At 74.3% G+C, this 25,320-nt stretch carries 18 protein-coding genes; 12 read left to right on the forward strand and 6 right to left on the reverse strand.

The genetic code is table 11. The annotated features are described in order from the left end of the window. Positions 1-4: 4 nt before the first annotated feature. The 3 genes from KIN34_RS16400 to KIN34_RS16410 form a co-directional block, all read right to left on the reverse strand. Positions 5-496, reverse strand: coding sequence for a hypothetical protein (locus KIN34_RS16400; protein ID WP_307858302.1), 492 nt, complete (start codon positions 494-496; stop codon positions 5-7). A gap of 524 nt (positions 497-1,020) precedes the next feature. Beyond that, complete coding sequence (locus KIN34_RS16405; protein WP_214353185.1) at positions 1,021-1,365, reverse strand: DUF1844 domain-containing protein; 345 nt, start codon at positions 1,363-1,365, stop codon at positions 1,021-1,023. Between the two features lie 161 nt (positions 1,366-1,526). Then, the gene (locus tag KIN34_RS16410; protein ID WP_214353045.1) at positions 1,527-1,982 is read right to left on the reverse strand and encodes a Fur family transcriptional regulator; all 456 of its coding nucleotides are present in this window, start codon (positions 1,980-1,982) and stop codon (positions 1,527-1,529) included. Positions 1,983-2,329: 347 nt separating this feature from the next. Here KIN34_RS16410 and infC point away from each other — a divergent pair, with 347 nt between their 5' ends. From infC to KIN34_RS17545, 8 genes are all read left to right on the forward strand, one after another. After that, positions 2,330-3,409: a translation initiation factor IF-3 gene (gene infC, locus KIN34_RS16415; RefSeq protein ID WP_307858303.1), complete on the forward strand. Its 1,080-nt coding sequence runs from the start codon at positions 2,330-2,332 to the stop codon at positions 3,407-3,409. A 90-nt stretch (positions 3,410-3,499) separates the two neighbouring features. Further along, positions 3,500-3,694, forward strand: coding sequence for a 50S ribosomal protein L35 (gene rpmI / locus KIN34_RS16420; RefSeq protein WP_013883985.1), 195 nt, complete (start codon positions 3,500-3,502; stop codon positions 3,692-3,694). Positions 3,695-3,755: 61 nt separating this feature from the next. Next, complete coding sequence (rplT, locus tag KIN34_RS16425) at positions 3,756-4,139, forward strand: 50S ribosomal protein L20 (RefSeq protein ID WP_094179845.1); 384 nt, start codon at positions 3,756-3,758, stop codon at positions 4,137-4,139. Positions 4,140-4,313: 174 nt separating this feature from the next. Further along, positions 4,314-5,183, forward strand: a complete 870-nt coding sequence (locus tag KIN34_RS16430; protein WP_214353047.1) for a TrmH family RNA methyltransferase — start codon at positions 4,314-4,316, stop codon at positions 5,181-5,183. After that, the gene (thpR, locus tag KIN34_RS16435) at positions 5,180-5,806 is read left to right on the forward strand and encodes an RNA 2',3'-cyclic phosphodiesterase (protein ID WP_214353049.1); all 627 of its coding nucleotides are present in this window, start codon (positions 5,180-5,182) and stop codon (positions 5,804-5,806) included. Before KIN34_RS16430 ends, thpR begins: the two co-directional genes overlap by 4 nt. A 339-nt stretch (positions 5,807-6,145) precedes the next feature. Beyond that, on the forward strand, positions 6,146-7,249 hold the full coding sequence (gene pheS / locus KIN34_RS16440) for a phenylalanine--tRNA ligase subunit alpha (RefSeq protein WP_214353051.1): 1,104 nt from the start codon (positions 6,146-6,148) through the stop codon (positions 7,247-7,249). Further along, positions 7,249-9,816: a phenylalanine--tRNA ligase subunit beta gene (gene pheT, locus KIN34_RS16445; protein ID WP_214353053.1), complete on the forward strand. Its 2,568-nt coding sequence runs from the start codon at positions 7,249-7,251 to the stop codon at positions 9,814-9,816. Before pheS ends, pheT begins: the two co-directional genes overlap by 1 nt. Positions 9,817-10,082: 266 nt before the next feature. Beyond that, the gene (locus KIN34_RS17545) at positions 10,083-17,261 is read left to right on the forward strand and encodes an ExeM/NucH family extracellular endonuclease (protein WP_214353055.1); all 7,179 of its coding nucleotides are present in this window, start codon (positions 10,083-10,085) and stop codon (positions 17,259-17,261) included. Positions 17,262-17,386: 125 nt separating this feature from the next. On the opposite strand, the gene KIN34_RS16455 is transcribed toward KIN34_RS17545, so the two are convergent. The 3 genes from KIN34_RS16455 to KIN34_RS16465 all read right to left on the reverse strand — a co-directional run bounded on the left by KIN34_RS16455 (position 17,387) and on the right by KIN34_RS16465 (position 20,612). Continuing rightward, positions 17,387-18,691, reverse strand: coding sequence for a TrpB-like pyridoxal phosphate-dependent enzyme (locus KIN34_RS16455; RefSeq protein WP_214353057.1), 1,305 nt, complete (start codon positions 18,689-18,691; stop codon positions 17,387-17,389). 167 nt (positions 18,692-18,858) lie between these two features. After that, on the reverse strand, positions 18,859-19,632 hold the full coding sequence (locus KIN34_RS16460) for a DsbA family oxidoreductase (protein WP_214353059.1): 774 nt from the start codon (positions 19,630-19,632) through the stop codon (positions 18,859-18,861). Next, positions 19,629-20,612: a quinone oxidoreductase family protein gene (locus KIN34_RS16465; protein ID WP_214353061.1), complete on the reverse strand. Its 984-nt coding sequence runs from the start codon at positions 20,610-20,612 to the stop codon at positions 19,629-19,631. Before KIN34_RS16465 ends, KIN34_RS16460 begins: the two co-directional genes overlap by 4 nt. 97 nt (positions 20,613-20,709) lie before the next feature. Between KIN34_RS16465 and argC the strand changes: the two genes are divergently transcribed. From argC to KIN34_RS16485, 4 genes are read left to right on the forward strand one after another with little or no spacing between them, the layout of a single operon-like run. Beyond that, positions 20,710-21,774, forward strand: a complete 1,065-nt coding sequence (gene argC, locus KIN34_RS16470) for an N-acetyl-gamma-glutamyl-phosphate reductase (protein ID WP_214353062.1) — start codon at positions 20,710-20,712, stop codon at positions 21,772-21,774. Beyond that, positions 21,771-22,988: a bifunctional glutamate N-acetyltransferase/amino-acid acetyltransferase ArgJ gene (argJ, locus tag KIN34_RS16475; RefSeq protein WP_214353064.1), complete on the forward strand. Its 1,218-nt coding sequence runs from the start codon at positions 21,771-21,773 to the stop codon at positions 22,986-22,988. Before argC ends, argJ begins: the two co-directional genes overlap by 4 nt. After that, entirely contained in the window at positions 22,985-23,968 is a 984-nt protein-coding gene (gene argB, locus KIN34_RS16480; RefSeq protein ID WP_214353066.1) for an acetylglutamate kinase, read from the forward strand. The genes argJ and argB overlap by 4 nt, the downstream gene beginning before the upstream one ends. Further along, a complete protein-coding gene (locus tag KIN34_RS16485; protein WP_237689905.1) occupies positions 23,965-25,284 on the forward strand; it encodes an acetylornithine transaminase in 1,320 nt (439 codons plus the stop codon). Before argB ends, KIN34_RS16485 begins: the two co-directional genes overlap by 4 nt. The last annotated feature ends 36 nt before the right edge of the window (positions 25,285-25,320 follow it).

A 25,320-nucleotide genomic window follows, 5' to 3' on the forward strand; every position in this document is an offset into this window, starting at 1 on the left:
TTGGTCACTGCTCGAGCTCGGTCTGCAGCTGGCTGTTGGCGTCCGTCGCCTGCGCGCAGAGGTCGTCGACGTCCTGCCGGAAGCGCTCGAGCTCGTCGGGGTCGTACTCGTCGGCGGCCTCCATGTAGCCGATGAGCTGCTGCTGCCCGTCGATGCACGTCGCGAGCGCGGTCGCCACCTGCCCGGCCGCCTGCGAGACGCGCGCCTGGTAGTCGGCGAGCTGCTGCTGCGCCGCGGAGTCGTCACCGAGCTGCGCCTTCTCGTCCGCGAGCTCCGTGATCCGGTCCTGCGCGACCGTGAGCTGCTCCGTGGTCTCGGTCAGCTGGTCCTGGGCGGTGGCCAGGTCCGCCCGCGTCGTCGCGAGCCGGGACGACGAGTCCCGCGCGAGCTCCTCCCAGTCGGCGCTCGACGCCCGCCACGCGTCGGTGGTGCGCCAGAGGTAGGCCACGAGCGCGCCCGCCGCCAGCAGGACGACGACGAGGGCGACGGCGAGCACCCGTGCCGCACGTGACCGCCGGCGCGCGGGCGCCACCTGCCGACCGCCCGTCGGCGCGCCGACCCCCGGCGCGTCGACCGTGGGTGGACCGACCCGCTCGTCGACCCCCTGATCGTCGGCACTCTGCTCGCCGATCCGCTGATCGTCGACCCCCTGATCGTCGACCCGGTGCTCGCCGACCCCGGGGACGCCGTCCGGCAGAGCGCTCGCCGCAGAAGTCGCCGCAGGAGTCGTCGGAGCAGTCGTCGGAGCAGTCGTCGGAGCGGTCGTCGCGCCCGTCGTCGACCCCGCGACGACGGGCGGGCGGGGGACCGGGGGAGGGACCGGCGCCGGGACGCCGTCCTGCGGGCGCGCCACCCAGCCGGGGGTACCCCGGCGGTCGGTCCCGTCGGCTCGGGTGTCCTCGAGCGGCACGGCCTCAGGATAGGCGGGCGACGACGCGCGGTGTGCGCAGGATCACGTCGGCCTCGGCCGGACCAGGTGGCGACGAGGGCCGCCGAGGCGTCGGGAGGTCCGGGCCGCCCTCAGCGGACCGGACCCGTGAACTTCTCGCCGGGGCCCTCGCCCGGCGCGTCGGGGTACGGCGACGCCTCGTGGAACGCGAGCTGCAGCGACCGCAGGCCGTCGCGCAGCGAGCGTGCGTGCTGGTTGCCGATGTCCGGCGCGGACGCGGTCACGAGCGCGGCGAGCGCGGTGATCAGCTTGCGGGCCTCGTCGAGGTCCAGGTACTGCGCACCCGACCCCTGCGGGCCGTCCTCGGCGAGGCCGCACTTGACGGCCGCCGCACTCATCAGGTGCACCGCGGCGGTGACGATCACCTCGACCGCCGCGACCTCCGCGATGTCCCGGGTGGCGGGCGTGGCGTCCATCGGCTGGGGGGTGCCGCCGTCAGCGGTCGGCTCGTCGAGGGGCTGCTCACGCTCGTCGGTCATGGCGCCCATCCTCGCACCGTGCGCAGGCCCGGACGACGAGGGCGTCCGCGCGCCGGTGGCGCGACGGTGGCGTGCCCGGTGCCCCGCGAGGGCTGCGGTCAGCCCGCCGCCGTGGCCGGTTCCTGCTCGACTCCCTGCTCGACGTCCTGCGCCTGGCAGTCGGGGCACAGGCCCCAGAACGTGACCTCGGCGGTCTCGACCGCGAAGCCCGAGGTCGAGCTCGGCGTCAGGCAGGGCGCGTGGCCGACCGTGCAGTCGACGTCCTGGACCGCCCCGCAGCCCCGGCAGACCACGTGGTGGTGGTTGTCGCCGACCCGGCGCTCGTACCGGGCAGGGTGGCCGGCGGGCTCGATGCGTCGCAGGATCCCGACCTGGGTGAGGGCGGCCAGCACGTCGTAGATCGCCTGGACGGAGACGGACGGCATGCGCGTGCGCACGCCGCGCAGAACGTCGTCGGCACCCGCGTGGGGCGAGTCGGTGAGCGCCTGGAGCACGGCGAGGCGCGGTGCGGTGACGCGCAGGCCGCGGCTGCGCAGGAGGTCGGGGTCGTCCATGGGCCGACCGAACCATGAATTCTGGAATGGTTCAAGTTTGGGTGGCTGGCGGCGTCGCGTCGGAGAGCGTTCCGGGGCTCTCCGGCGCGTCTGGTAGCCTTGTCCGCTGACTGACCTGTGCCATCCGTCCGCTCGCGCGGCGGTCGGCGCAGGTGCACAAGTGGAGTCCTCTCCCACCTGGGTCCCGACAACCGGCCACGGCCGGTGACTGGGACCGGGTTCTCGGTCCGCGGGTGGCATGCCGTCCGCACACCCGGCGTGTCGTCGGGGGTGCGCGGTGCGTGCTGCGCGTCGGGTTGTGACGAGGCCTCCTCCTGTGCTCAGGACGGAGGCCTTCTTCGTTCCTGGTGGTCGCTCACGACGAACCTGGAGGAGCACCCATCAGCGAGCCCCGCATCAACGATCGGATCCGCGTCGCCGAGGTCCGCCTGGTCGGCCCTGCCGGCGAGCAGGTCGGCATCGTCCGCGTGGAAGACGCATTGCGCCTGGCCCAGGACGCCGACCTCGACCTGGTCGAGGTCGCCCCCGACGCGCGCCCGCCCGTGGTCAAGATCATGGACTACGGCAAGTACAAGTACGAGGCCGACATGAAGGCGCGTGAGGCCCGGCGCAACCAGGCCAACACGGTCCTCAAGGAGATCCGGTTCCGGCTCAAGATCGACCCGCACGACTACGGGACCAAGAAGGGTCACGTCGAGCGGTTCCTCGCGGCCGGCGACAAGGTCAAGGTCATGATCATGTTCCGTGGCCGCGAGCAGTCGCGCCCGGAGATGGGTGTGCGCCTGCTCCAGCGCCTCGCTGCCGACGTCGCGGAGCTGGGCTTCATCGAGAGCATGCCCAAGCAGGACGGGCGCAACATGATCATGGTGCTCGGCCCGCACAAGAAGAAGGCCGAGCAGCGGCAGGAGCAGCGCCGCCAGGCGCAGGCCGCCGCCGCGCGTGAGGCGAACGCGACCAAGGCCGCGACGGCTCCGGCCGCCGAGGACGACGTCGAGGCCCCTGCAGTCGAGGCGCCGGCCACCGTGGTCGAGGCCCCGGCTGCCGAGGCCCCCGTGACGGAGGCGCCGGCTGCTGAGGCTCCTGTTGCTGAGGCTCCTGTTGCCGAGGCTCCGGCTGCTGAGGCTCCTGTTGCCGAGGCTCCGGCTGCCGAGGCTCCCGCTGCTGAGGCCCCTGCCGTCGAGGCGCCCGCACCGCGTCCCGCGGCGCGCACCGCGTCGGCCCGTCCGGCTGCCGCTCCCCGGCCCACCTCGGCGCCCCGCCCCGCGGCGGCGACGAAGCCCGCCGCCGCACCGAAGCCGGCTGCCGCACCGAAGCCGGCTGCCGCGCCGAAGCCGAGCGCGACGCCCAAGCCGACCGCGGCCGCCAAGCCGGCGGCACCGCGACCGGCACCCAAGCCCCGGCCGAGCGCACCCCGCTCGTCGGACTGACCGACCGACCGCCGGTCCGTCCCCACGGACCGGCCTCAGAACGAGTCGCACGAACCCGTGCGATGCGAACGACAAGGAGACACGGCAGCCATGCCGAAGAACAAGACGCACTCCGGTGCCAAGAAGCGCTTCCGCGTGACGGGAACCGGCAAGGTCATGCGTGAGCAGGCCAACGGTCGACACCTGCTGGAGCACAAGTCGAGCCGTCGCACGCGCCGCATCGCCGGCGACGTGGTCGTCTCCGCCGCCGACACCCCGAAGATCAAGAAGCTGCTCGGCAAGTGAACCGACCGGGTGCCTCGGCACCCGGGGTCCACGCCGGCCCTAGACCAGCAAGGAGCATCACGTGGCACGCGTGAAGCGGGCGGTCAACGCCCAGAAGAAGCGTCGTTCGACCCTCGAGCGGGCCAGCGGTTACCGCGGCCAGCGCTCGCGCCTGTACCGGAAGGCGAAGGAGCAGGTCACCCACTCCCTCGTCTACTCGTACCGCGACCGCAAGGCCCGCAAGAGCGACTTCCGCAAGCTGTGGATCCAGCGCATCAACGCTGCGGCCCGCGCGGAGGGCATGACCTACAACCGCCTCATCCAGGGCCTCAAGCTCGCGGGCATCGAGGTGGACCGTCGCGTCCTCGCGGACCTCGCGGTCAACGACGTCGCGGCATTCAACACGCTCGTGAAGGCGGCCAAGGACGCCCTTCCCGCCGACGTCAACGCCCCCAAGGCGGCGTGACCTCCAGCGTCATCCGGGCGTAGCCCGACCGTCGAAGCCCCCGTCGCCGCCCCCCGCGGCGCCGGGGGCTTCGCCGTCCCCGCCGCCCATCCCGCTCGGTCCTCACCCGCCTGCCGGTCCCTCCGCGTGCGCTGCTCGGCGGAGCTGCCGCAGCGGACCCGCGATGATGGGGGCGTGGACGGACACGACCTGCTCACCAACCCGCGGAGCGACCGGGTCAAGGCGGTGCGCGCGCTGGCCGGACGATCGGTGCGCGAGCGGCAACGACGGTTCCTCGTCGAGGGGCCGCAGGCGGTGCGCGAGGCCGTCGCCGGCTCGCGCGCACGGGTGCGGGACCTGTACCTCACGCGTGCGGGGGCGCACCGGTACGACGAGATCGTGGCCGCGGCCGCGGCGCGCGGGATCCGCACGACGATCGGCGACGACGAGGTGCTCGCGGCGATGAGCGCCGACGGGCAGGGGGTCGTGGCGGTCGCGGACCTGCTCGACCCGGACCTGGGCCACGTGCTCGAGGGCGGGCCGCGGCTCGTCGCCGTCCTCGCCCGGGTCCGTGACCCGGGCAACGCGGGGACGGTGATCCGGGCCGCCGACGCCGCGGGCGCGGGCGGGGTGGTGCTGACCACGGCGAGCGTCGACGTGCACAACCCCAAGGCGGTGCGCTCGACCGCCGGCTCGCTGTTCCACGTGCCGGTCGCGTACGACGTCGAGCCGCGCGCGGCGGTCGAGCGGCTGCGCGCCGCGGGTCTGACGGTCCTCGCGGCCGACGGCACGGGCGAGCACGACATCGACGACCTGCTCGACGTCGCGGGCCGGGCCCCCGCGGGCGTCCCCGACCTCGCCGCGCCCACGGCGTGGCTGTTCGGCAACGAGGCGTGGGGGCTGCCGGACGAGGACCGCGCGCTCGCGGACGCGGTGGTGCGCGTGCCGCTGCACGGCCGCGCGGAGTCGCTCAACCTCGCGACGGCCGCGACCGTGTGCCTGTACGCGAGCGCGCGGGCGCAGCGCGTCCCGGCGCAGCGGGTCCGTGCCGACGGGGGAGCGTGAGGACCTTCGCGGCCGTGTGGCCGCCCGAGGAGGTGCTCGACCACCTGGACCTCGCCCTCGCGACCGCGCGCGGCGGCCCGGCGGGTCGCTCGTCGGACGTGCGCTGGTCCGCGCGCGAGACCTGGCACCTGACCACCGCCTTCTACGGCGACCTCCCCGACGCACTGGTGCCCGCGCTCGGCGAGGCGCTGGGGGAGGCGTGCGCGGACCTGCGGCCGTACCCGCTGGCGCTGCGCGGGGCCGGCGTGTTCTCGCACCGCACGCTCTGGGTCGGGGCGGGCGGCGGTCTCGACGAGCACGCGTCCGTCACACGCGCATGCCGGGAGGTCGGCCTCGAGCTGGGGGCGCACGACGACGGGCGCGCGCGGGACCGGCCCCACCTCACGGTCGGGCGGGCACGACCCGGCAGCGGTCCGCCGCGTCGGCGGTCGTCGCGCCCGCGGGACTCGGTGCGCGAGGCCGCGCCGGACGACCCCGTCGCGGGGCTGGTGCGCGCGCTCGCGGTGTACCGGGGACCGCAGTGGACCGTGGCCGAGGTGCGCCTGGTCGAGTCGGTCCCGGGCGCGGGGCGCGGCGGCGGGCCGCTGTACCGGACGGTCGACCGGCTTCCCTTGGGCGGCTGAGCCGCCGGGTCGGACCGGTGACCGCCGGTGACCCGAGCCGTGGCCGGCCGGGAATCGGCTGGGTCCGCGGCGACGCGGCGTGCCATGCTGGGCCGGTGATCGCACGACGCGCGGCGGCTGGTCGCCGATTTCCGCGGCCCGTCCCCGGGCCGCGCTGACGCGCACGCGAGCATCCCCGCACCCTCGTCGTCCCCGGACGGCAGACCGCGGTGGACCTCCACCCTGGACCCGGGACGGGCGCCCTAGACTTGCCCGCTGGTCGGCGCGCCGCGCGCGCCGCCCACGGCTGGCGGCGTCCCGCGCGTCGCCGGTCGATGAGCCCACCCCCGGAAGGTTCGGATGTCCGAGAACCCCGCTGCGCCCGACGACGGCGCGGTCACCCCTGAGCTGCCCAGCCTGTCCCCGCTCGACGAGCCCGGCGTCGCGGCCGCGGTCGACGCGGCCCTCGCCGACGTCGCCGCAGCCGCCGACCTCGACGCCCTGAAGTCCGTGCGCCTCGCGCACACCGGCGACCGCAGCCCCCTCGCCCTCGCCAACCGCGCGATCGGCGGGCTCGCCCCCGCCGACAAGGGCGTCGCGGGGCGGCTCGTCGGCCAGGCGCGCGGTCGCGTCAACGCCGCGGTCGCCGCGCGCCAGACGGCGCTCGAGGCCGAGCGCGACGCGCGGGTGCTCGTCGAGGAGACCGTCGACGTGACGCTCCCCGCCGACCGCCACCCGCGCGGCGCCCGCCACCCGCTCGAGGTGCTGCAGCAGCGCGTCGCGGACGTGTTCGTCGCGATGGGCTGGCAGATCGCGGAGGGTCCCGAGCTCGAGGCCGAGTGGTTCAACTTCGACGCGCTGAACTTCGGCGTCGACCACCCGGCGCGGCAGATGCAGGACACGTTCTACGTGGCGCACCCGGACGGGTCCGACGAGCCGTCGAACCTGGTGCTGCGCACGCACACGAGCCCCGTGCAGGCCCGCTCGCTGCTCGAGCGCGGCGTGCCGGTCTACATCGCGTGCCCGGGCAAGGTGTTCCGCACCGACGAGCTCGACGCGACGCACACGCCCGTGTTCCACCAGGTCGAGGGCCTCGCGATCGACGAGGGCCTGACCATGGCGCACCTCAAGGGCACGCTGGACCACTTCGCCAAGGCGATGTTCGGCCCGGACGCGCGGACGCGCCTGCGGCCGTCGTACTTCCCGTTCACGGAGCCGTCCGCGGAGATGGACCTGTGGTTCCCGCAGAAGAAGGGCGGCCCCGGCTGGATCGAGTGGGGCGGCTGCGGGATGGTCAACCCCAACGTGCTGCGCGCGTGCGGCGTGGACCCGGACGTCTACTCCGGCTTCGCGTTCGGCATGGGCATCGAGCGCACCCTCATGCTCCGCCACGGCATCGGCCTCATGCACGACATGGTCGAGGGCGACGTGCGGTTCTCCACCCAGTTCCAGGCGGTGATCTGATGCCTCGCGTCCCTCTGTCCTGGCTCGGCGAGCACGTCGAGCTTCCGGCGGGCCTCACGGCCGAGCAGCTCGCGGCGGACCTCGTCCGCGTCGGGCTCGAGGAGGAGGCGGTCCACGCCGCCGCCGTGACCGGCCCGCTCGTCGTCGGTCGCGTCGTCGAGCGCACCCCCGAGCCGCAGAAGAACGGCAAGACCATCAACTGGTGCCGTGTGGACGTCGGCGCGGACCACAACGAGGTCCTCGAGGACGGCAGCCGTGCGCCTCGCGGCATCGTGTGCGGTGCGCACAACTTCGACGTCGGCGACCACGTCGTCGTCGCGCTGCCCGGCGCGGTGCTGCCCGGACCGTTCCCGATCGCGTCGCGCAAGACGTACGGCCACGTCTCGGACGGCATGATCTGCTCGGCGCGCGAGCTCGGGCTGGGCGAGGACCACGCCGGGATCATCGTGCTGTCCGAGCTCGGCATCGACGCGCCGGTCGGCGCCGACGCCCGCGAGCTGCTCGGGCTCGGCGAGGAGGTCCTCGAGATCAACGTGACCCCGGACCGGGGCTACTGCTTCTCGATGCGGGGCGTCGCGCGCGAGTACGCGCACTCCACGGGCGCCGCGTTCACCGACCCGGCGCTGCCGGAGCCGCTCGACGTGCGCCCCGCGGGCTTCGCGGTGGAGATCGACGACCACGCGCCGATCCACGGCGTGCCGGGTGCCGACCGGTTCGTCGCCCAGGTGGTCCGCGGCGTGCGCGCGAACGACCCGTCGCCGGCGTGGCTGCAGCGTCGTCTGCAGCAGGCCGGCATGCGCCCGATCTCGCTCGCGGTCGACGTGACGAACTACGTCATGCTCGACCTGGGCCAGCCGCTGCACGCGTACGACCTCGCGACGCTGCACGCGCCGATCGTCGTGCGGCGTGCGCGTGCGGGGGAGCGTCTGCGGACGCTGGACGACCAGGTCCGTGCGCTGGACCCGCAGGACCTCCTGATCGCGGACAGCCCGGACGGACGCGGCTCGCGGCCGGTCGGTCTCGCGGCGGTCATGGGTGGCGGCGACACCGAGGTCGGTCCGACGACGACGGACGTCCTCGTCGAGGCCGCGCACTTCGACCCGGTCACGGTCGCGCGCAGCGCACGTCGGCACAAGCTGCCGAGCGAGGCGGCGAAGCGGTTCGAGCGTGGCGTGGACCCGCGCCTGGCCCGTGTCGCGGTCGCGCGGGTGGTCGAGCTGCTGACGGAGCACGGCGGCGGCACCGCGGACGACGCGCTGACCGACGTGGACCGGACGAGCGTGCCCGCCGCGATCACCCTCGACCTCGACCTGCCCGGGCGTCTGGTCGGCGTGCCGTACACCCACGACGAGGTGCGCTCGGTGCTGCTCGAGATCGGCTGCACGGTCGAGGACCTGCCCGAGGGCGGAGCGCTCGTCACGCCGCCGAGCTGGCGACCCGACCTGGCCGTCCCGGTGGACCTGGTCGAGGAGGTCGCGCGCCTGCGCGGCTACGACTCGATCCCGTCCGTGGTGCCGCCGGCGCCGGCCGGGCTGGGACTCACCTGGGAGCAGCGGGCCCGCCGCGCGGTGGCGGACTCCCTCGCGGAGTCCGGCCTCGTCGAGGTGCTGAGCTACCCGTTCGTGGGCGAGGACCAGGTCGAGACGCTCGGGCTGCCCGCCGACGACGAGCGGCGCCGGGCCGTGCGCCTGGTCAACCCGCTGTCCGACGCGCAGCCGCTCCTGCGGACGAACCTGCTCGTGACCCTGCTGGACACCGCGCGCCGCAACGTGGCACGCGGCACCGCGGACGTGTGCGTGTACGAGGTGGGCCTCGTCACCCTCCCGGTCGCGGGGTCCGGCGCCGCGCCCACGCTGCCGGGTGCTGTGCGGCCGTCCGACGACGAGCTCGCGGCGATCGACGCCGCGGTGCCGCCGCAGCCGCGGCACGTGGCCGGCGTCCTGGCCGGGCGGGTCGAGCCCGCCGGGCTGTGGGGTGCGGGCCGTCGCGCCGACCACGGTGACGCGATCGCCGCGGCGCAGCGGGCCGCTCTGGTCGTCGGGACGCCGCTGCGCGTCGTCGCGGACCCGGACCGGGCGCCGTGGCACCCGGGCCGCTGCGCGCGCCTCGAGACGGCGGACGGCCTCGTCGTCGGCTGGGCGGGCGAGCTGCACCCGAACGTCGTCGCGGCGCACGACCTGCCCGCGCGCTCTGCCGCGTTCGAGCTGGACCTCGACGTCCTGCTCGCGGCCGCGCCGCGGGACGCGTTCCAGGCTCGCGGCATCTCGACGTTCCCCGCGGCGAAGGAGGACGTCGCGCTCGTCGTGCCCGTCGAGGTCCCGGCCGCCGACGTCCTCGCGGCGGTGCGCGCGGGCGCGGTCGCGAGCCCGGCCGGCGACGTGGTCGAGGACGTGCGGCTGTTCGACGAGTACGTCGGTGAGCAGGTGCCCGCGGGGCACCGCTCGCTCGCGTTCGCGCTGCGGCTGCGTGCGGCCGACCGCACCCTGACGGCCGCCGAGACGGCTGCGGTGCGCGACGCCGTGGTCGCCGAGGCGTCGGCGCGGTTCGGCGCCACGCTGCGGGCCTGACGCCGGTCCCGCCCGCCGCCGACCTGGTGCGCGTGCCCCTGCTCGTCGAGAGCCGGGGGACGTCGTGCCAGGTCGGCGGCGTCGTCGGGCTGTCCGGTACGGGCGGATCGCGGCCGCCGGACACGCGCGCGACATCGGTCGTCCGATGAGTTCACCGCATTGTTACTTGCCAGTAGTTGCGGCGAATCGGACATCCGGGCGAGGGTGAGCGTCGGCCGCCGACACGGCGGCCGAACGCGTGTTCCCCGACGAAGGAGAGCCCCGCCGTGCGCGCTGGCACCAGATCGATCACCGGAGGGCTCGCCGCCCTCGCCGTGGCACTCACGGGATCGGTGGTGACAGCAGCATCGGCCTCCGCCGGCGTCTCGACGACGACGCCCGTCATCATCGACGAGGTCTACGGGGGCGGCGGCAACTCGGGCGCCCCGTTCAACCGGGACTTCGTGGAGCTCTACAACCCCGGCGGCGAGCCGGTCTCGCTCGCCGGGTGGTCGGTCCAGTACGCGTCCGCGACCGGCTCGAGCTGGAGCAACACCACGCCGCTCAGCGGGTCGATCGCCGCGGGTGGCTCGGTGCTGGTCGGCGGCGCGAGCGGCAGCACCGGTGCCGCGATCACGGTCGACGTGGACGGCGGCATCGCGATGGGCGCGGGCGCGGGCAAGGTCGCTCTCGTCAGCTCGACGACGCCGCTGACCTGCGCCTCGGGGTGCGACAGCGCGGCGACGGTCGTCGACCTCGTCGGGTTCGGGGCGACCGCCTCGTCGTACGCCGGCACCGGACCCGCGCTGGGAGCGAGCAACACGACCTCGGTCGCGCGGACGGCGCACGCGCACACGGCCGACAACGCGGCGGACTTCACGGGTGGCACGCCGACGCCGCTCGGCGGCGGGCTCGTCGCGCCCGAGGAGCCCGTGGACCCCGAGGACCCGGTCACGATCGCGGAGATCCAGGGCACGGGCGACGAGTCGCCCCTCGTCGGGGCGACGGTCACGACCACCGGCGTGGTCACGGCGGCGTACCCGACCGGCGGGCGTGGCGGCTACGCGATCCAGACCGCCGGCACCGGCGGTGCGCTCGGGGAGCGGACGGCGTCCGACGCCGTGTTCGTGTACTCGCCCAGCACCGTGGCGTCGGTGGAGATCGGCGACGTCGTGCAGGTCACGGGCGCGGTCAGCGAGCGGTTCGGCCAGACGCAGCTGACGGTCACGAGCGCCGCGGGCCTCGAGGTGCTCGACGAGACCGGGTCCGTGGAGCCGCTCACCGGCGCGTGGCCGGCCACGGCGGATGCGCGCGAGGCGATCGAGTCGATGCTCTTCCTGCCCACCGGTGACCTCACCGTGTCCAACACCTACTCGACCAACCTGTACGGCGAGGTCGGGCTGGCGACCGGCACGCAGCCGCTGCTGCAGTGGACCGAGGTCGCCGACGCGCAGGACACCGCGGCGATCCAGGCGGTCAAGGACGACAACGCCGCACGCGGCGTGGTGCTCGACGACGGGGCGACCACGAACTTCCTGAGCACGGCGAACCAGTCGCTCGAGCCGTCCTACGTCTCGCTGACCGAGCCGGTGCGGGTCGGTGCGGCGGTCACCTTCGACGAGCCCGTCGTCGTGACCTACCTGAACGACACGTGGAAGCTCGACCCCACCGGCCCCGTCTCGGGCACGGCAGGGAGCCCGGTCTCGTTCGAGAACACCCGCACGGCCGCTCCCGAGGCCGTCGGCGGCGACGTCACGGTCGCGTCCTTCAACGTGCTCAACTACTTCACGACGCTCGGCACCGACTCCGCGAGCTGCGTCGCGTACAAGGACCGCACCGGTGACGGCGTGACCGTCGACGAGGGGTGCAACCAGCGCGGCGCGTGGGACGCCCAGGACCTGGCGCGGCAGCAGGACAAGATCGTCGCCGCGATCAACGCGCTCGACGCCGACGTCGTCGGCCTGCTCGAGATCGAGAACTCGCTCAAGGTGGACGGCGTGCCGGACGAGGCGCTCGCGACGCTCGTCGGGGCGCTCAACACAGCCGCCGGGGAGACCCGCTGGGCCTACGTGCCGTCCTCGGGCGAGCTGCCCGTGGTCGGTGAGCAGGACGTGATCACCAACGCGATCATCTACCAGCCGGCCGCCGTGGAGCGGCGCGGGCCGTCGCGCGCCCTCGGCACCCTGTCGACCGGCAGCGAGCCGTTCGGCAACGCGCGCGAGCCGATCGCGCAGGCGTTCGAGCCCGTCGCCGGGGGCGAGCCGCTGCTCGTCGTCGTGAACCACTTCAAGTCCAAGGGCTCCGCGGGACCCCTTCCGGGCGACGAGGACGCCAAGGACGGCCAGGGCGCGTCGAACGCGTCGCGCGTGGCGCAGGCGACCGCGCTGCGGGACTGGGTGCCGACCATCCAGGGCGGCGTGGACTCGGTCGCGCTGGTCGGCGACTTCAACTCCTACACCCAGGAGGACCCGCTCCAGGTGCTCTACGCGGCCGGCTACGCCGACGCGACCGAGGAGCTGGCGCCCGGGGAGTACTCGTACTCGTTCAGCGGCCTCGCGGGCTCGCTCGACCACGTGCTGCTCAACGAGGCGGCACTGGACCGGGCCACGGGAGCCGACGTCTGGGAGATCAACTCGCCCGAGTCGATCGCGCTCGAGTACAGCCGGTACAACTACCACGGCGCGCTCTACTACGCGCCGGACCCGTACCGCTCGTCGGACCACGACCCGGTGGTCGTCGGGCTCGCGGCGGGCGGGGACGCGCCGGAGACCGTCGACCTGACGTTCCTGAACATCAACGACTTCCACGGTCGGATCGATGCGAACACGGTGCGGTTCGCGGGGACGGTGGAGCAGCAGCGGGCTGCGGCGACGGGGCCGGTGGCGTTCTTGTCGGCGGGTGACAACATCGGGGCGTCGTTGTTCGCGTCGGCGACGCAGGACGACCAGCCGACGATCGACGTGCTGAACGCGTTGGACCTGTCGGCGTCGGCGGTGGGCAACCACGAGTTCGACAAGGGGTTCGCGGACCTGCGGGACCGGGTGATCGGTGCCGAGGGTGACGAGAACGCGGGCTGGGACTACCTCGGTGCCAACGTGTACCAGGAGGGCACGACGACCCCGGTGCTGCCGGAGTACGCCCTGCTCGACATGGACGGCGTGACGGTCGGCGTCATCGGCGCGATCACGCAGGAGACGCCGTCGCTGGTGACCCCCGCGGGCATCGAGGGCCTCGAGTTCGGTGACCCGGTCGAGGCGGTGAACCGGGTCGCGGCGCAGCTCACGGACGGTGACGCGGCGAACGGCGAGGCCGACGTGATCGTGGCCGAGTACCACGAGGGCGCGGGCGCGGGGACGCCGGACGGCGCGACCCTGCAGGAGGAGATCGACGCGGGCGGTGCGTTCGCCTCGATCGTCGAGGACACCTCGGCCGCGGTCGACGTGATCTTCACCGGCCACACCCACAAGCAGTACGCGTGGGACGCGCCGGTGCCGGGTGTCGAGGGGGCGACCCGACCGGTCCTGCAGACCGGTTCCTATGGCGAGTTCGTCGGCAAGGTCGTGCTCACGTACGACCCCGCCGCCGACGAGGTCGTGGCGCACAGCGCGGCCAACGTCGCGCGGACCACGGCGAGCGACACGTCGCTCGTGGCGACCTACCCCCGCGTCGCGGAGGTGAAGTCGATCGTCGACGAGGCGCTCGCGTACGCGGCGGAGGTCGGTGGCCAGCCGGTCGGGTCGGTCACGGCGGACATCACGACGGCGTTCACCGGTGGGTCGTACGTCGACGGGAAGTACGTGGGGTCGGCTCCGGGCACGACGACGGGGCGTGACGACCGGGCGAGCGAGTCGACGCTGGGGAACCTGGTGGCGAACTCGCTGCGGGAGACGCTGGCGGACGAGGCTCGCGGTGGTGCGGACATCGGCGTGGTGAACCCCGGTGGTCTGCGCGGCGAGCTGCTCTACGCGCGCAGCGGCGCGGAGACCCAGGACGGTGTGGTCACCTACGCGGAGGCCAACGCGGTGCTGCCGTTCGTGAACAACCTGTGGACCACCACGCTGACGGGTGACCAGGTGGTCACGATGCTCGAGCAGCAGTGGCAGACCAACCCCGACGGCACCGTGCCGTCGCGGCCGTACCTGCAGCTCGGCCTCTCGGACAACGTGTCCTACACCTACGACCCGGCCGCCGGTCAGGGCGAGCACATCACGTCGGTCACGATCGACGGTGAGCCGCTCGACCCGGAGGCCGAGTACCGGATCGGCACGTTCTCCTTCCTGGCGACCGGCGGTGACAACTTCCGCGTCTTCACCGACGGCGAGGACACCCGAGACTCGGGTCTCGTCGACCGGGACGCCTGGATCGCCTACCTGCAGGCCAACCCGGAGCTGACGCCGGACTTCGCCCGGCATGCGGTCGCGGTCACGGACCTGCCGGCCACGGTCGAGGCGGGTGCGGAGCTCACGTTCGGTGTCAGCAAGCTCGACCTGACGAGCCTCGGCTCGCCGGCGAACACCGAGCTGGACGTCCGGCTCGACGGCGCGTCGATCGGGACGGCCACCGTCACGTCCGGCGCGGCCACCGTCACGGTGACGGTGCCGGCGCAGACGTCCGCGGGCGGCCACGTGCTCACCCTCGTCGCGGAGCCGAGCGGAACCACGGTCACGGTCCCGCTCGTCGTGGAGGCCGGGAACGGGGGTCAGGTCGACCTGACGTTCCTGAACATCAACGACTTCCACGGTCGGATCGATGCGAACACGGTGCGGTTCGCGGGGACGGTGGAGCAGCAGCGGGCTGCGGCGACGGGGCCGGTGGCGTTCTTGTCGGCGGGTGACAACATCGGGGCGTCGTTGTTCGCGTCGGCGACGCAGGACGACCAGCCGACGATCGACGTGCTGAACGCGTTGGACCTGTCGGCGTCGGCGGTGGGCAACCACGAGTTCGACAAGGGGTTCGCGGACCTGCGGGACCGGGTGATCGGTGCCGAGGGTGACGAGAACGCGGGCTGGGACTACCTCGGTGCCAACGTGTACCAGGAGGGCACGACGACCCCGGTGCTGCCGGAGTACGCCCTGCTCGACATGGACGGCGTGACGGTCGGCGTCATCGGCGCGATCACGCAGGAGACGCCGTCGCTGGTGACCCCCGCGGGCATCGAGGGCCTCGAGTTCGGTGACCCGGTCGAGGCGGTGAACCGGGTCGCGGCGCAGCTCACGGACGGTGACGCGGCGAACGGCGAGGCCGACGTGATCGTGGCCGAGTACCACGAGGGCGCGGGCGCGGGGACGCCGGACGGCGCGACCCTGGAGGAGGAGATCGACGCGGGCGGTGCGTTCGCCTCGATCGTCGAGGACACCTCGGCCGCGGTCGACGCGATCTTCACCGGGCACACCCACAAGCAGTACGCGTGGTCGGCCCCGGTCCCGGGCGAGGACGGCGCCACGCGTCCCGTCCTGCAGACGGGTTCGTACGGCGAGTTCGTCGGCAAGGTCGTCCTGACGTACGACGTGGCGTCGGACGAGGTCGTCGCGCACACTGAGACCAACGTCGCCCGCACGACGACCGCCGATGCCGACCTGGTCGCGCAGTTCGAGCGCGTCGCCGAGGTCAAGTCGATCGTCGACGAGGCGCTCGCGTACGCGGCGGAGGTCGGTGGCCAGCCGGTCGGGTCGGTCACGGCGGACATCACGACCGCGTTCACCGGTGGGTCGTACGTCGACGGGAAGTACGTGGGGTCGGCTCCGGGCACGACGACGGGGCGTGACGACCGGGCGAGCGAGTCGACGCTGGGGAACCTGGTGGCGAACTCGCTGCGGGAGACGCTGGCGGACGAGGCTCGCGGTGGTGCGGACATCGGCGTGGTGAACCCCGGTGGTCTGCGCGGCGAGCTGCTCTACGCGCGCAGCGGCGCGGAGACCCAGGACGGTGTGGTCACCTACGCGGAGGCCAACGCGGTGCTGCCGTTCGTGAACAACCTGTGGACCACCACGCTCACGGGTGACCAGGTGGTCACGATGCTCGAGCAGCAGTGGCAGACCAACCCCGACGGCACCGTGCCGTCGCGGCCGTACCTGCAGCTCGGCCTCTCGGACAACGTGTCCTACACCTACGACCCGGCCGCCGGTCAGGGCGAGCACATCACGTCGGTCACGATCGACGGTGAGCCGCTCGACCCGGAGGCCGAGTACCGGATCGGCACGTTCTCCTTCCTGGCGACCGGCGGTGACAACTTCCGGGTGTTCACGGAGGGTGCCGACGCCCGCGACTCGGGTCTGATCGACCGCGACGCGTGGATCGCCTACCTGCAGTCGCACGACGACCTCGCGCCGGACTTCGCCCGGCACGCGGTGGCGGTCACCGACCAGCCGTCGGAGGTCTTCGCGGGCGACGCCGTCACGTTCGACGTCAGCCGGCTCGACCTGACGAGCCTTGGCTCGCCGCGGAACACGTCGCTCGACATCCGGCTGGACGGCGAGTCCATCGGCGGCGCCACCGTCACCGACGGCGCGGCCACCGTGGCGGTCGTCGTCCCCGGCGACGTCACGCCGGGCGAGCACGAGCTCACGCTCGTCGCCGCACCCAGCGGCACGGCCGTGCGCATCCCGCTGACCGTCAAGGCCACGATGCCGACGACGACCACGCTCACCCTGATGGGAGAGCGCGTCGTCGGCAGCACGCAGGTGCTCACGGCCCGGATCGACACCGCGGGCGTCGCGGGCACGGTCACGTTCCTCGACGGCGCGCTGTGGCTCGACACGGTCCCGGTCCGGTTCGGCACGGCGACGACGAGCGTCCAGCTCTCGGCAGGCACCCACCAGCTGCGGGCGGTCTTCCAGCCGACCCTCGGCCAGTGGGGCGCGTCGACGGGGACTCTCACGACGACGATCGCGCGCTCGTCGTCGACGACGTCCGTGACGCTCACCCCCGGGACGGTCCGGTACGGCGCGGCGGTCACGGCCCGGGTGGTCGTGACCGGCGCGAGCGCGACGCCGTCGGGCACCGTGCAGCTCCGTGCGGACGGCCGGCTCGTGGCGACCGGCACGCTCGTCGGGAGCGGGAAGGCCGCGCGCGCGACGATCGCCCTGCCCCGCACGCTCGCCGCGGGCGAGCACACCTTGACGGCGACCTTCACGGGCTCGTCGCAGGTCGCGGGGTCCTCGGGCACGGCGACGCTCACCGTGGTCAAGGCGAGGTCGAAGGTGTCGCTCACGACCGCGCGCTGGTCGGTGAAGAAGGGGAGCCGCCCCGAGGTGACGGTCGCGGTGGCGGGCCAGCCTGGCGCGCCGGAGCCGACCGGCAAGGTCACGCTGACCGCGGGCGGAACGCGGCTCGTCGGGACCCTGAAGGACGGGGCGGTGACCTTCACCCTGCCCCGGGTGACGAGCACCGTGACCGTGCAGGCGACCTACGGGGGCGACGCGGGGTACACGGCCGCCTCGGCGTCCCGGCGGCTCACCGTGCGGTGACCTGACGGCACGCGCACGCACGACGAGGGGCCCCGCACCGTCCGGTGCGGGGCCCCTCGTCGTCCCGTCGTCTCCCGCCCGCCCCGCGCCGCTCGTCGCATCGGGCGGGACCGGGACGGACGTGCTCAGAGGAAGGCGTGGTACGCGGGCAGGTCCAGCACGCCGTTGCCGGACAGGCCGATGACGATCGTCTCGTCGGTCGTCGCCGCCCGCGCGTGCGCGATCGCACCGGCGACCGCGTGCGTGGACTCCGGCGCGGGGATGATGCCCTCGGCCCGGGCGAACTCGATGCCCGCCGCGAACGCGGTCTCCTGCTCGACCGCGACCGCCTCGAGCAGCCCGAGGTTCAGCGCGTGCGACACCATCGGCGCCATGCCGTGGTAGCGCAGGCCGCCGGCGTGGATGGGCGGCGGCACGAAGTCCTTGCCGAGCGTGTGCATCTTGAGCAGCGGCGTCAGCCCCGCGACGTCGCCGAAGTCGTACCGGTACTCGCCCTGGGTGAGCGACGGGCACGCCGCGGGCTCGCACGCGACCACGCGCGTGGCGGTGCCGTCCCGCAGGTTGCGCCCGATGAACGGGAAGCTCAGGCCCGCGAGGTTCGAGCCGCCGCCGGCGCAGCCGAACACGACGTCCGCCTGCTCCCCGATCTCGTCGAGCTGCGCGAGCGCCTCGACCCCGATGACGCTCTGGTGCAGCAGGACGTGGTTGAGCACCGACCCGAGCGCGTAGTGCGCGTCGGGGTCCTGCGCGGCGACCTCGACCGCCTCGGAGATCGCCATGCCCAGCGACCCGGTCGTCGTCGGGTCGGCCTCGAGCATCGCGCGGCCGGCCGCGGTCAGGTCCGACGGCGAGGGGTGGCACACGCCGCCGTAGGTCTCCATCTGCATCCGCCGGTACGGCTTGGCGTCGTACGACGCCCGGACCTGCCACACCTCGCACTGGAGCCCGAGGAGCGAGCACGCGAAGGTCAGCGACGCGCCCCACTGCCCGGCGCCGGTCTCGGTGGTCAGCTTCGTCGTGCCCTCGATCGCGTTGTAGTACGCCTGCGCGACCGCGGTGTTGGGCTTGTGCGACCCGGCCGGCGAGACGCCCTCGTACTTGTAGTAGATCTTCGCGGGCGTCCCGAGCGCGCGCTCGAGGCGCAGCGCGCGGACCAGCGGCGACGGCCGCCACAGGGCGTAGATCTCCCGCACGGTCTGCGGGATCTCGACGTACCGCTCGGTGCTGACCTCCTGCGCGATGAGCGCCATGGGGAACAGCGGCGCGAGGTCCTGCGGACCGAGCGGCTCGCGCGTGCCCGGGTGCAGGGCCGGCGGCGCGGGCTCGGGCAGGTCGGCGGCCAGGTTGTACCAGTGCGTCGGCACCGCCGACGGCACGACGGTGCCGACCGGGTCGGTGCGGAGCTGGCGGACGTCGGGGGATGTCGTCATGGGTGTGCCTCCCGGGGCGCGTCGCGGTGCGGTGCGGCCACGCCGACGGGTGTCAGTGCCACGACGCCGTGGATCCGCTGGGGGCAGCGTAGGGGACGAGGTCGCGGGTGCCGCGCACCGTGGGACGACGAGGGTCGCCGGCGCCCGGGAGGCTCAGCGCTGTGCGGTCAGACCGCGCAGCTGTCGTCCGCGCACGCCTGCGCGGAGGGGTCGCCCGCCAGCGTCTGCAGCGGGTTGGCCTCCCGCCAGCCCGTCTCGAGCAGCTGGGTGAAGACCTCGGCGGGCTGGGCGCCCGAGACGGCGTAGCGCCGGTCCACGACGAAGAACGGCACCCCGGTCACGCCGAGCGCGCGTGCCTCGGCGACGTCCTGGTCGACCGCACCCGCCTGCTCGTCGCCCGCGAGGAAGGCCGCGACCGCCTCGTCGTCGAGCCCGGCCTCGCCGAGGCCGGCCTCGCGGGCGACCGCGACGAGACCGTCGGCGACCCCGAGGTCGGCGCCACGCTCGAAGTGCGCGGAGAACAGCGCCTCGAGCAGGCGCTCGGCGAGCTCGGCGCCGCCCGTCTCGCGTGCCAGGTGCACCAGACGGTGGGCGTCGTAGGAGTTGAACGCGAGGACGGTGTCGAAGTCGTAGGCCAGACCCTCGCCCGCGGCGACCGCGGTGACCTGCGCGAACATCTGCTGCACCGCGTCGAGCGGGATGCCCTTCATCTCCGCGAGGGCCTGGGCCTCCGGGCGGCCGGGGCCGCGCGGCGTGTCGGGGGACAGCTGGTAGGACCGCCAGACGACGTCGACGTGCTCCCGCTGGGGGAACGACGCGAGGGCGGTGGCGAACCGGCGCTTGCCGATGAAGCACCAGGGGCACGCGATGTCGGACCAGACCTCGACGGTCAGCGCGCGGGCGGGCGCGGTCGTCGTCACGGGGGCGGGGGCAGTGCTCATGGCAGCAGGAGGACCTTTCCGGTGGTGGACCGCGACTCCAGGGCGCGGTGGGCGTCGGCCGCGGAGGCCAGGGGGAACGTGGCGCCGACGCGCACGTCGAGCGAGCCGTCCGTGACGGCGCCGAACAGCTCGGCTGCGCGCCACTCGAGCTCGGACCGCGTCGCGACGTGGTCGCCGAGCGTGGGCCGGGTGAGGAACACGGAGCCCGCGGCGTTGAGCCGCTGCGGGTCGACCGGCGGGACGGGCCCGGACGCGGCGCCGAACAGCACGAGCGTGCCGCGCCGCGCGAGCGAGGCGAGCGACGCCTCGAACGTGGACCGGCCGACGCCGTCGTACACGGCCGCGACGCCGCGGCCGTCCGTCAGCGAGCGCACGAGCGCGGGCAGGTCGGCGGTCAGGTCGTCGAGCTCGTCGTACCGGACGACCTCGTCCGCTCCGGCGGCGCGGGCGAGCCGCTCCTTGTCCGCCGCGCCGACGGTCGCGATCACCCGGGCGCCGCGCGCGACGGCGAGCTGCGTGAGCAGCAGGCCGACGCCGCCGGCGGCCGCGTGCACCAGCACCGTCTCGCCGGGCGCCACGCGGTGGGACGCGGTGACGAGGTAGTGCGCGGTCAGGCCCTGCAGCGGGAGGGCCGCCGCGACGTGGTCGGTCACGCCGTCCGGGACCACCAGCACGTGCCGTTCGCGGACCACGACGAGGTCGGCGTACGAGCCGGGCGCCTCGGACCACGCGACACGGTCGCCGGGTGCGACGAGCGTGACGTCGGACCCCACGGCCTCGACCACGCCGGCACCCTCGGACCCCAGCGCGTGCGGGTAGGGGACCGGGTAGGTGCCCGAGCGGCGGTAGGTGTCGATGAAGTTGACGCCAGCGGCGGCGACGCGGACCAGGACCTCGTCGGCGCCGGGCCGCGGCTCGGGACGGTCGACGAGGGCGAGGACCTCGGGTCCCCCGGCTGCGGTCGCGACGACGGTGCGCACGACGGGGTGCAACCGTGGGACGCGTCGGTGTGTTCCAGCCGTGTGTTCGAGTCACCCGTATGTGCATCACTTCGCGTCGGAGTGTATGTTCATGCGCATGTCGTTCACCGTGGCCGTCGCCGGCGCCAGCGGGTACGCGGGCGGGGAGACCCTCCGCCTGCTCCTGCAGCACCCCGAGGCCCGCATCGAGACCGTCACGGCCCACTCCACCGCGGGGTCGGTGCTCGGCGAGCACCAGCCGCACCTGCGCGGGCTCGCGGACCGGGTGCTGGCACCGACGACCGTGGACGAGCTCGCCGGCCACGACGTCGTCGTCCTCGCGCTGCCGCACGGGGCGAGCGGCGCGGTCGCCGCGGAGCTCGCTGCCCGCGACCCGCGGACCGTGGTGGTCGACCTGGGCGCCGACCACCGGCTCGTCGACGCGGGGGACTGGCAGACCTACTACGGCAGCGAGCACGCCGGGACGTGGCCCTACGGCCTGCCCGAGCTGCTGCACGCGGGGGAGCCCGCCGCCGTCGCGCAGCGCCAGGCGCTCGCCGGTGCGACCCGGATCGCCGTGCCCGGCTGCAACGTCACCGCGGTCACGCTCGGCCTGCAGCCCGGCGTCGCCGCGGGCGTCCTCGAGCCCACCGACCTCGTCGCGGTGCTGGCCAACGGCTACTCGGGCGCGGGCAAGAGCCTCAAGCCGCACCTGCTCGCGTCGGAGGGCCTGGGATCGGCCCAGCCCTACGCGGTGGGCGGCACGCACCGGCACATCCCCGAGATCGCGCAGAACCTGCGCGCCGCCGGCGCGCCGGAGGTGACGATCTCCTTCACACCGACCCTCGTCCCGATGGCGCGGGGGATCCTCGCGACGGCGACCGCGCGGCTCGCGCCGGGCACGGACCCGTCGGCGGTGCGCGCGGCCTGGGAGTCCGCGTACGCCGACGAGCCGTTCGTGCACCTGCTGCCCCCGGGCCAGTGGCCGACGACGGCGGCGACCCTCGGCGCCAACACGGCGCTGGTGCAGGTGGCCGTCGACGCGCGTGCGGGCCGCGTCGTGACCGTCACCGCGATCGACAACCTCGTCAAGGGCACCGCCGGTGGCGCCCTGCAGTCCCTCAACCTCGCGCTCGGGCTCCCCGAGACGCTCGGCCTCCCCGTGGACGGAGTGGCGCCATGACGACGACCATCACGCTCGAGGGCGCCGACCAGCGCTCACCCGGCGTCACCGCCCCCGAGGGCTTCCGCGCGAGCGGCGTGACGGCGGGGCTCAAGGCGTCCGGCCGGCCGGACCTCGCGCTCGTCGTCAACGACGGCCCGCTGCAGGTCGGCGCCGCCGTCTTCACCACCAACCGCGTCGTCGGGCACCCGGTCACCTGGTCGCGGCAGGCCGTCGCGGACGGCGTCGTGAGCGCGGTCGTCCTGAACTCGGGCGGCGCGAACGTGTGCACCGGTCCCGAGGGCTTCCTGGACGTCCACCGCACCGCCGAGACCGTCGGGGCGGCGCTCGGCGTCTCCCCGGGGGACGTCGTCGTGTGCTCGACGGGCCTGATCGGCGAGCGCCTCCCGATCGAGACGCTGCTCGCCGGCGTCGAGCCTGCGCGCGACGCGCTGTCCACCACGGGCGGGCCGGCCGCGGCGACGGCGATCATGACGACCGACACCGTCGCGAAGACCGCCGACATGACGGTCCCGGGCGACGACGGCGTGTGGCACGTGGGCGGCATGGCCAAGGGCGCGGGCATGCTCGCTCCCGGGCTGGCGACGATGCTCTGCGTCATCACGACGGACGCGGTGGTCGACGCCGCGACCGCGGACGCCGCGCTGCGCACCGCGACGCGGCAGACCTTCGACCGCGTCGACTCCGACGGGTGCATGTCCACCTCCGACACGGTCGTGCTCCTGGCCTCGGGTGCCTCGGGCGTCGCGCCGGACCCGGCCGCGTTCGCCGCGGCGGTCACGGCCGTCGCCGCCCAGCTCGCGCGCCAGCTCGTCGCCGACGCGGAGGGCGCGACGCACGACATCGCGATCACGGTCGCGGGCGCGCAGACGCAGGACGCCGCCCTCGCGGTGGCCCGCGCGGTCTCGCGGTCGAACCTCTTCAAGGCCGCGATCTACGGCAACGACCCCAACTGGGGCCGCATCCTCGCCTCGGTCGGCACCGTGCCGGAGGAGGTCGCGGCGTTCGACCCGGCCGAGCTCGACGTCTCGATCAACGGCGTGATGATCTGCCGTGCCGGCGGCGCGCACGCGCCCCGGACCGACGTCCGCCTCGCGGGCCAGCGGGAGGTGCACGTCCTGGTGGACCTCCACGCGGGCGACGAGGTCGTGACGCTCTGGACCAACGACCTGACCCACGCGTACGTCACGGAGAACAGCGAGTACTCGACGTGAACCAGCCCACGCCCGACGACTTCCACTTCGACACCCGCACGGACCTGCGCCCGGACCAGAAGGCCGAGGTGCTGATCCAGGCGCTGCCGTGGCTGCAGAAGTTCACCGGCGCGCTCGTCGTCGTCAAGTACGGCGGCAACGCGATGGTCGACGACGAGCTCAAGCGGGCGTTCGCGCAGGACATGGTCTTCCTGCACCAGGTGGGGCTGCGCCCCGTCGTCGTGCACGGCGGCGGCCCGCAGATCAACGCGATGCTCGACCGCCTCGGCATCGAGTCGGAGTTCCGCGGCGGGCTGCGCGTCACGACGCCCGAGGCCATGGACGTCGTCCGGATGGTGCTGACCGGCCAGGTCTCGCGCGAGCTCGTCGGCCTGCTGAACGCGCACGGCCCGCACGCGGTCGGCCTGTCCGGCGAGGACGGCGGCCTGCTCCAGGCCCGCCGCCGCACCGCGGTCGTCGACGGCGAGCCGGTGGACGTCGGCCTCGTCGGGGACGTCGTGAAGGTCAACCCGGGCGCGGTGCAGGACCTGCTCGACGCGGGGCGCATCCCCGTGGTCAGCACGGTCGCGCCGGACATCGACGACCCGACGCAGGTGCTCAACGTCAACGCGGACACCGCCGCGGCCGCGCTCGCCGTGGCGCTCGGCGCGCGCAAGCTGATCGTGCTCACCGACGTCGAGGGGCTCTACCTGAGCTGGCCGGACCGCTCGTCGCTGGTGCGCCGCCTGCGCGCGTCCCAGCTCGCGGACGTCCTGCCGACGCTCGACGCCGGGATGCGGCCCAAGATGGAGGCCTGCTGGCGCGCGGTCGAGGGCGGCGTCGGGCGGGCGCACGTCATCGACGGTCGCGCGCCGCACTCGATCCTGGTCGAGGTCTTCACCTCGGACGGCATCGGCACCATGGTCCTGCCCGACGAAGAGCCCGCGGACGCGCCGTTCACCGCGCCGGTCCCGGTCGTCCACCCGGAGGTGTCCGCATGAGCGAGACGACGAGCCCGCCGTCCAGCCCGACGAGCGAGCCCGGGCCGACCACGCGCCGCGCGCTGCGCGCGGCGGCCTCGACCGTCGACGGCCTGCCCACCGCCGCGGCGGACGGCTCGGTCGCGCAGTGGACCGACCGGTACACGCACGCGGTCATGGACACGTTCGGCCCGCCCCAGCGCGTGCTGGTCCGGGGCGAAGGCCCCTACGTGTGGGACGCCGACGGCAACCGCTACCTGGACCTGCTCGGTGGCATCGCGGTCAACAGCCTGGGGCACGGGCACCCGACGCTGACGGCCGCGATCAGCGCGCAGCTCGGGACGCTCGGGCACGTGTCGAACTTCTTCGGCTCGCCGACGCAGATCGCCTTCGCCGAGCGCCTGCTGCAGCTGGCGCAGGCGCCCGACGGCTCGCGCGTGTTCCTCACCAACTCCGGGACCGAGGCGAACGAGGCGGCGTTCAAGCTCGCGCGTCGCACGGGCCGCCCGCGGATCCTGGCGCTCGAGGGCGCGTTCCACGGCCGGACCATGGGCGCGCTCGCCCTCACCCACAAGGCCGCCTACCGCGAGCCGTTCGAGCCGCTGCCCGGCGGGGTGGAGTGGGTCCCCTTCGGCGACGTCGCGGCGCTCGAGGCAGCGCTCGCGCCCGGTGACGTCGCGGCGCTCTTCGTCGAGCCGCTGCAGGGCGAGGCGGGCGTGCTCCCGCTGCCGCCCGGCTACCTGGCCGAGGCGCGGCGGCTGACCGCGCGCCACGGGACGCTCCTGGTGCTGGACGAGGTGCAGACCGGCATGGGCCGCACCGGCTCCTGGTTCGCGCACCAGCTGCCGCACATCGGCGGCGGCGTCGTCCCGGACGCGGTCACGGTCGCCAAGGGCCTCGGCGGTGGCTTCCCGGTCGGTGCGCTCCTGGCGTTCGGCGACTCGACGGCGTCGCTGCTGGGACGGGGGCAGCACGGCTCGACGTTCGGCGGCAACCCGGTCGCGTCGGCTGCCGGGCTCGCGACCATCGGCGTGATCGAGCGCGACGGTCTGCTGGAGCACGTCACCGGCCTGGGTGCGCGGCTGCGCCGGCGGATCCTGGACCTGGACACCCCGCTGGTCGAGGCGGTCCGGGGCGAGGGGCTGCTGATCGGCATCGGGCTGTCCGCACCCGTCGCGCCGGCGGTCGCGTCGCGCGCGCTCGCGGCCGGGTTCATCGTCAACCCCGTCAACCCGACGAGCATCCGCCTCGCGCCGCCGTTCGTCCTGACCGACGAGCAGGCGGGGACGTTCGTCGACTTCCTGGCCGAGCTCGACCCCGCCGAGGTGGCGGCATGACGCGCCACTTCCTCCGGGATGACGACAGTGCCCTCC

The sequence above is a fragment of the Cellulomonas fulva genome, assembly GCF_018531375.1.
Classification (GTDB): domain Bacteria; phylum Actinomycetota; class Actinomycetes; order Actinomycetales; family Cellulomonadaceae; genus Cellulomonas; species Cellulomonas fulva.

Bases quoted from the DNA above. Each gene is read 5' to 3' on its own strand.
- KIN34_RS16405 (WP_214353185.1), bottom strand. From the start codon at position 1,365: ATGGACGCCACGCCCGCCACCCGGGACATCGCGGAGGTCGCGGCGGTC.
- KIN34_RS16410 (WP_214353045.1), bottom strand. From the start codon at position 1,982: ATGGACGACCCCGACCTCCTGCGCAGCCGCGGCCTGCGCGTCACCGCA.
- rpmI (WP_013883985.1), top strand. From the start codon at position 3,500: ATGCCGAAGAACAAGACGCACTCCGGTGCCAAGAAGCGCTTCCGCGTG.
- pheS (WP_214353051.1), top strand. From the start codon at position 6,146: ATGTCCGAGAACCCCGCTGCGCCCGACGACGGCGCGGTCACCCCTGAG.
- pheT (WP_214353053.1), top strand. From the start codon at position 7,249: ATGCCTCGCGTCCCTCTGTCCTGGCTCGGCGAGCACGTCGAGCTTCCG.
- KIN34_RS16455 (WP_214353057.1), bottom strand. From the start codon at position 18,691: ATGACGACATCCCCCGACGTCCGCCAGCTCCGCACCGACCCGGTCGGC.
- KIN34_RS16460 (WP_214353059.1), bottom strand. From the start codon at position 19,632: ATGAGCACTGCCCCCGCCCCCGTGACGACGACCGCGCCCGCCCGCGCG.
- argC (WP_214353062.1), top strand. From the start codon at position 20,710: ATGTCGTTCACCGTGGCCGTCGCCGGCGCCAGCGGGTACGCGGGCGGG.
- argJ (WP_214353064.1), top strand. From the start codon at position 21,771: ATGACGACGACCATCACGCTCGAGGGCGCCGACCAGCGCTCACCCGGC.
- KIN34_RS16485 (WP_237689905.1), top strand. From the start codon at position 23,965: ATGAGCGAGACGACGAGCCCGCCGTCCAGCCCGACGAGCGAGCCCGGG.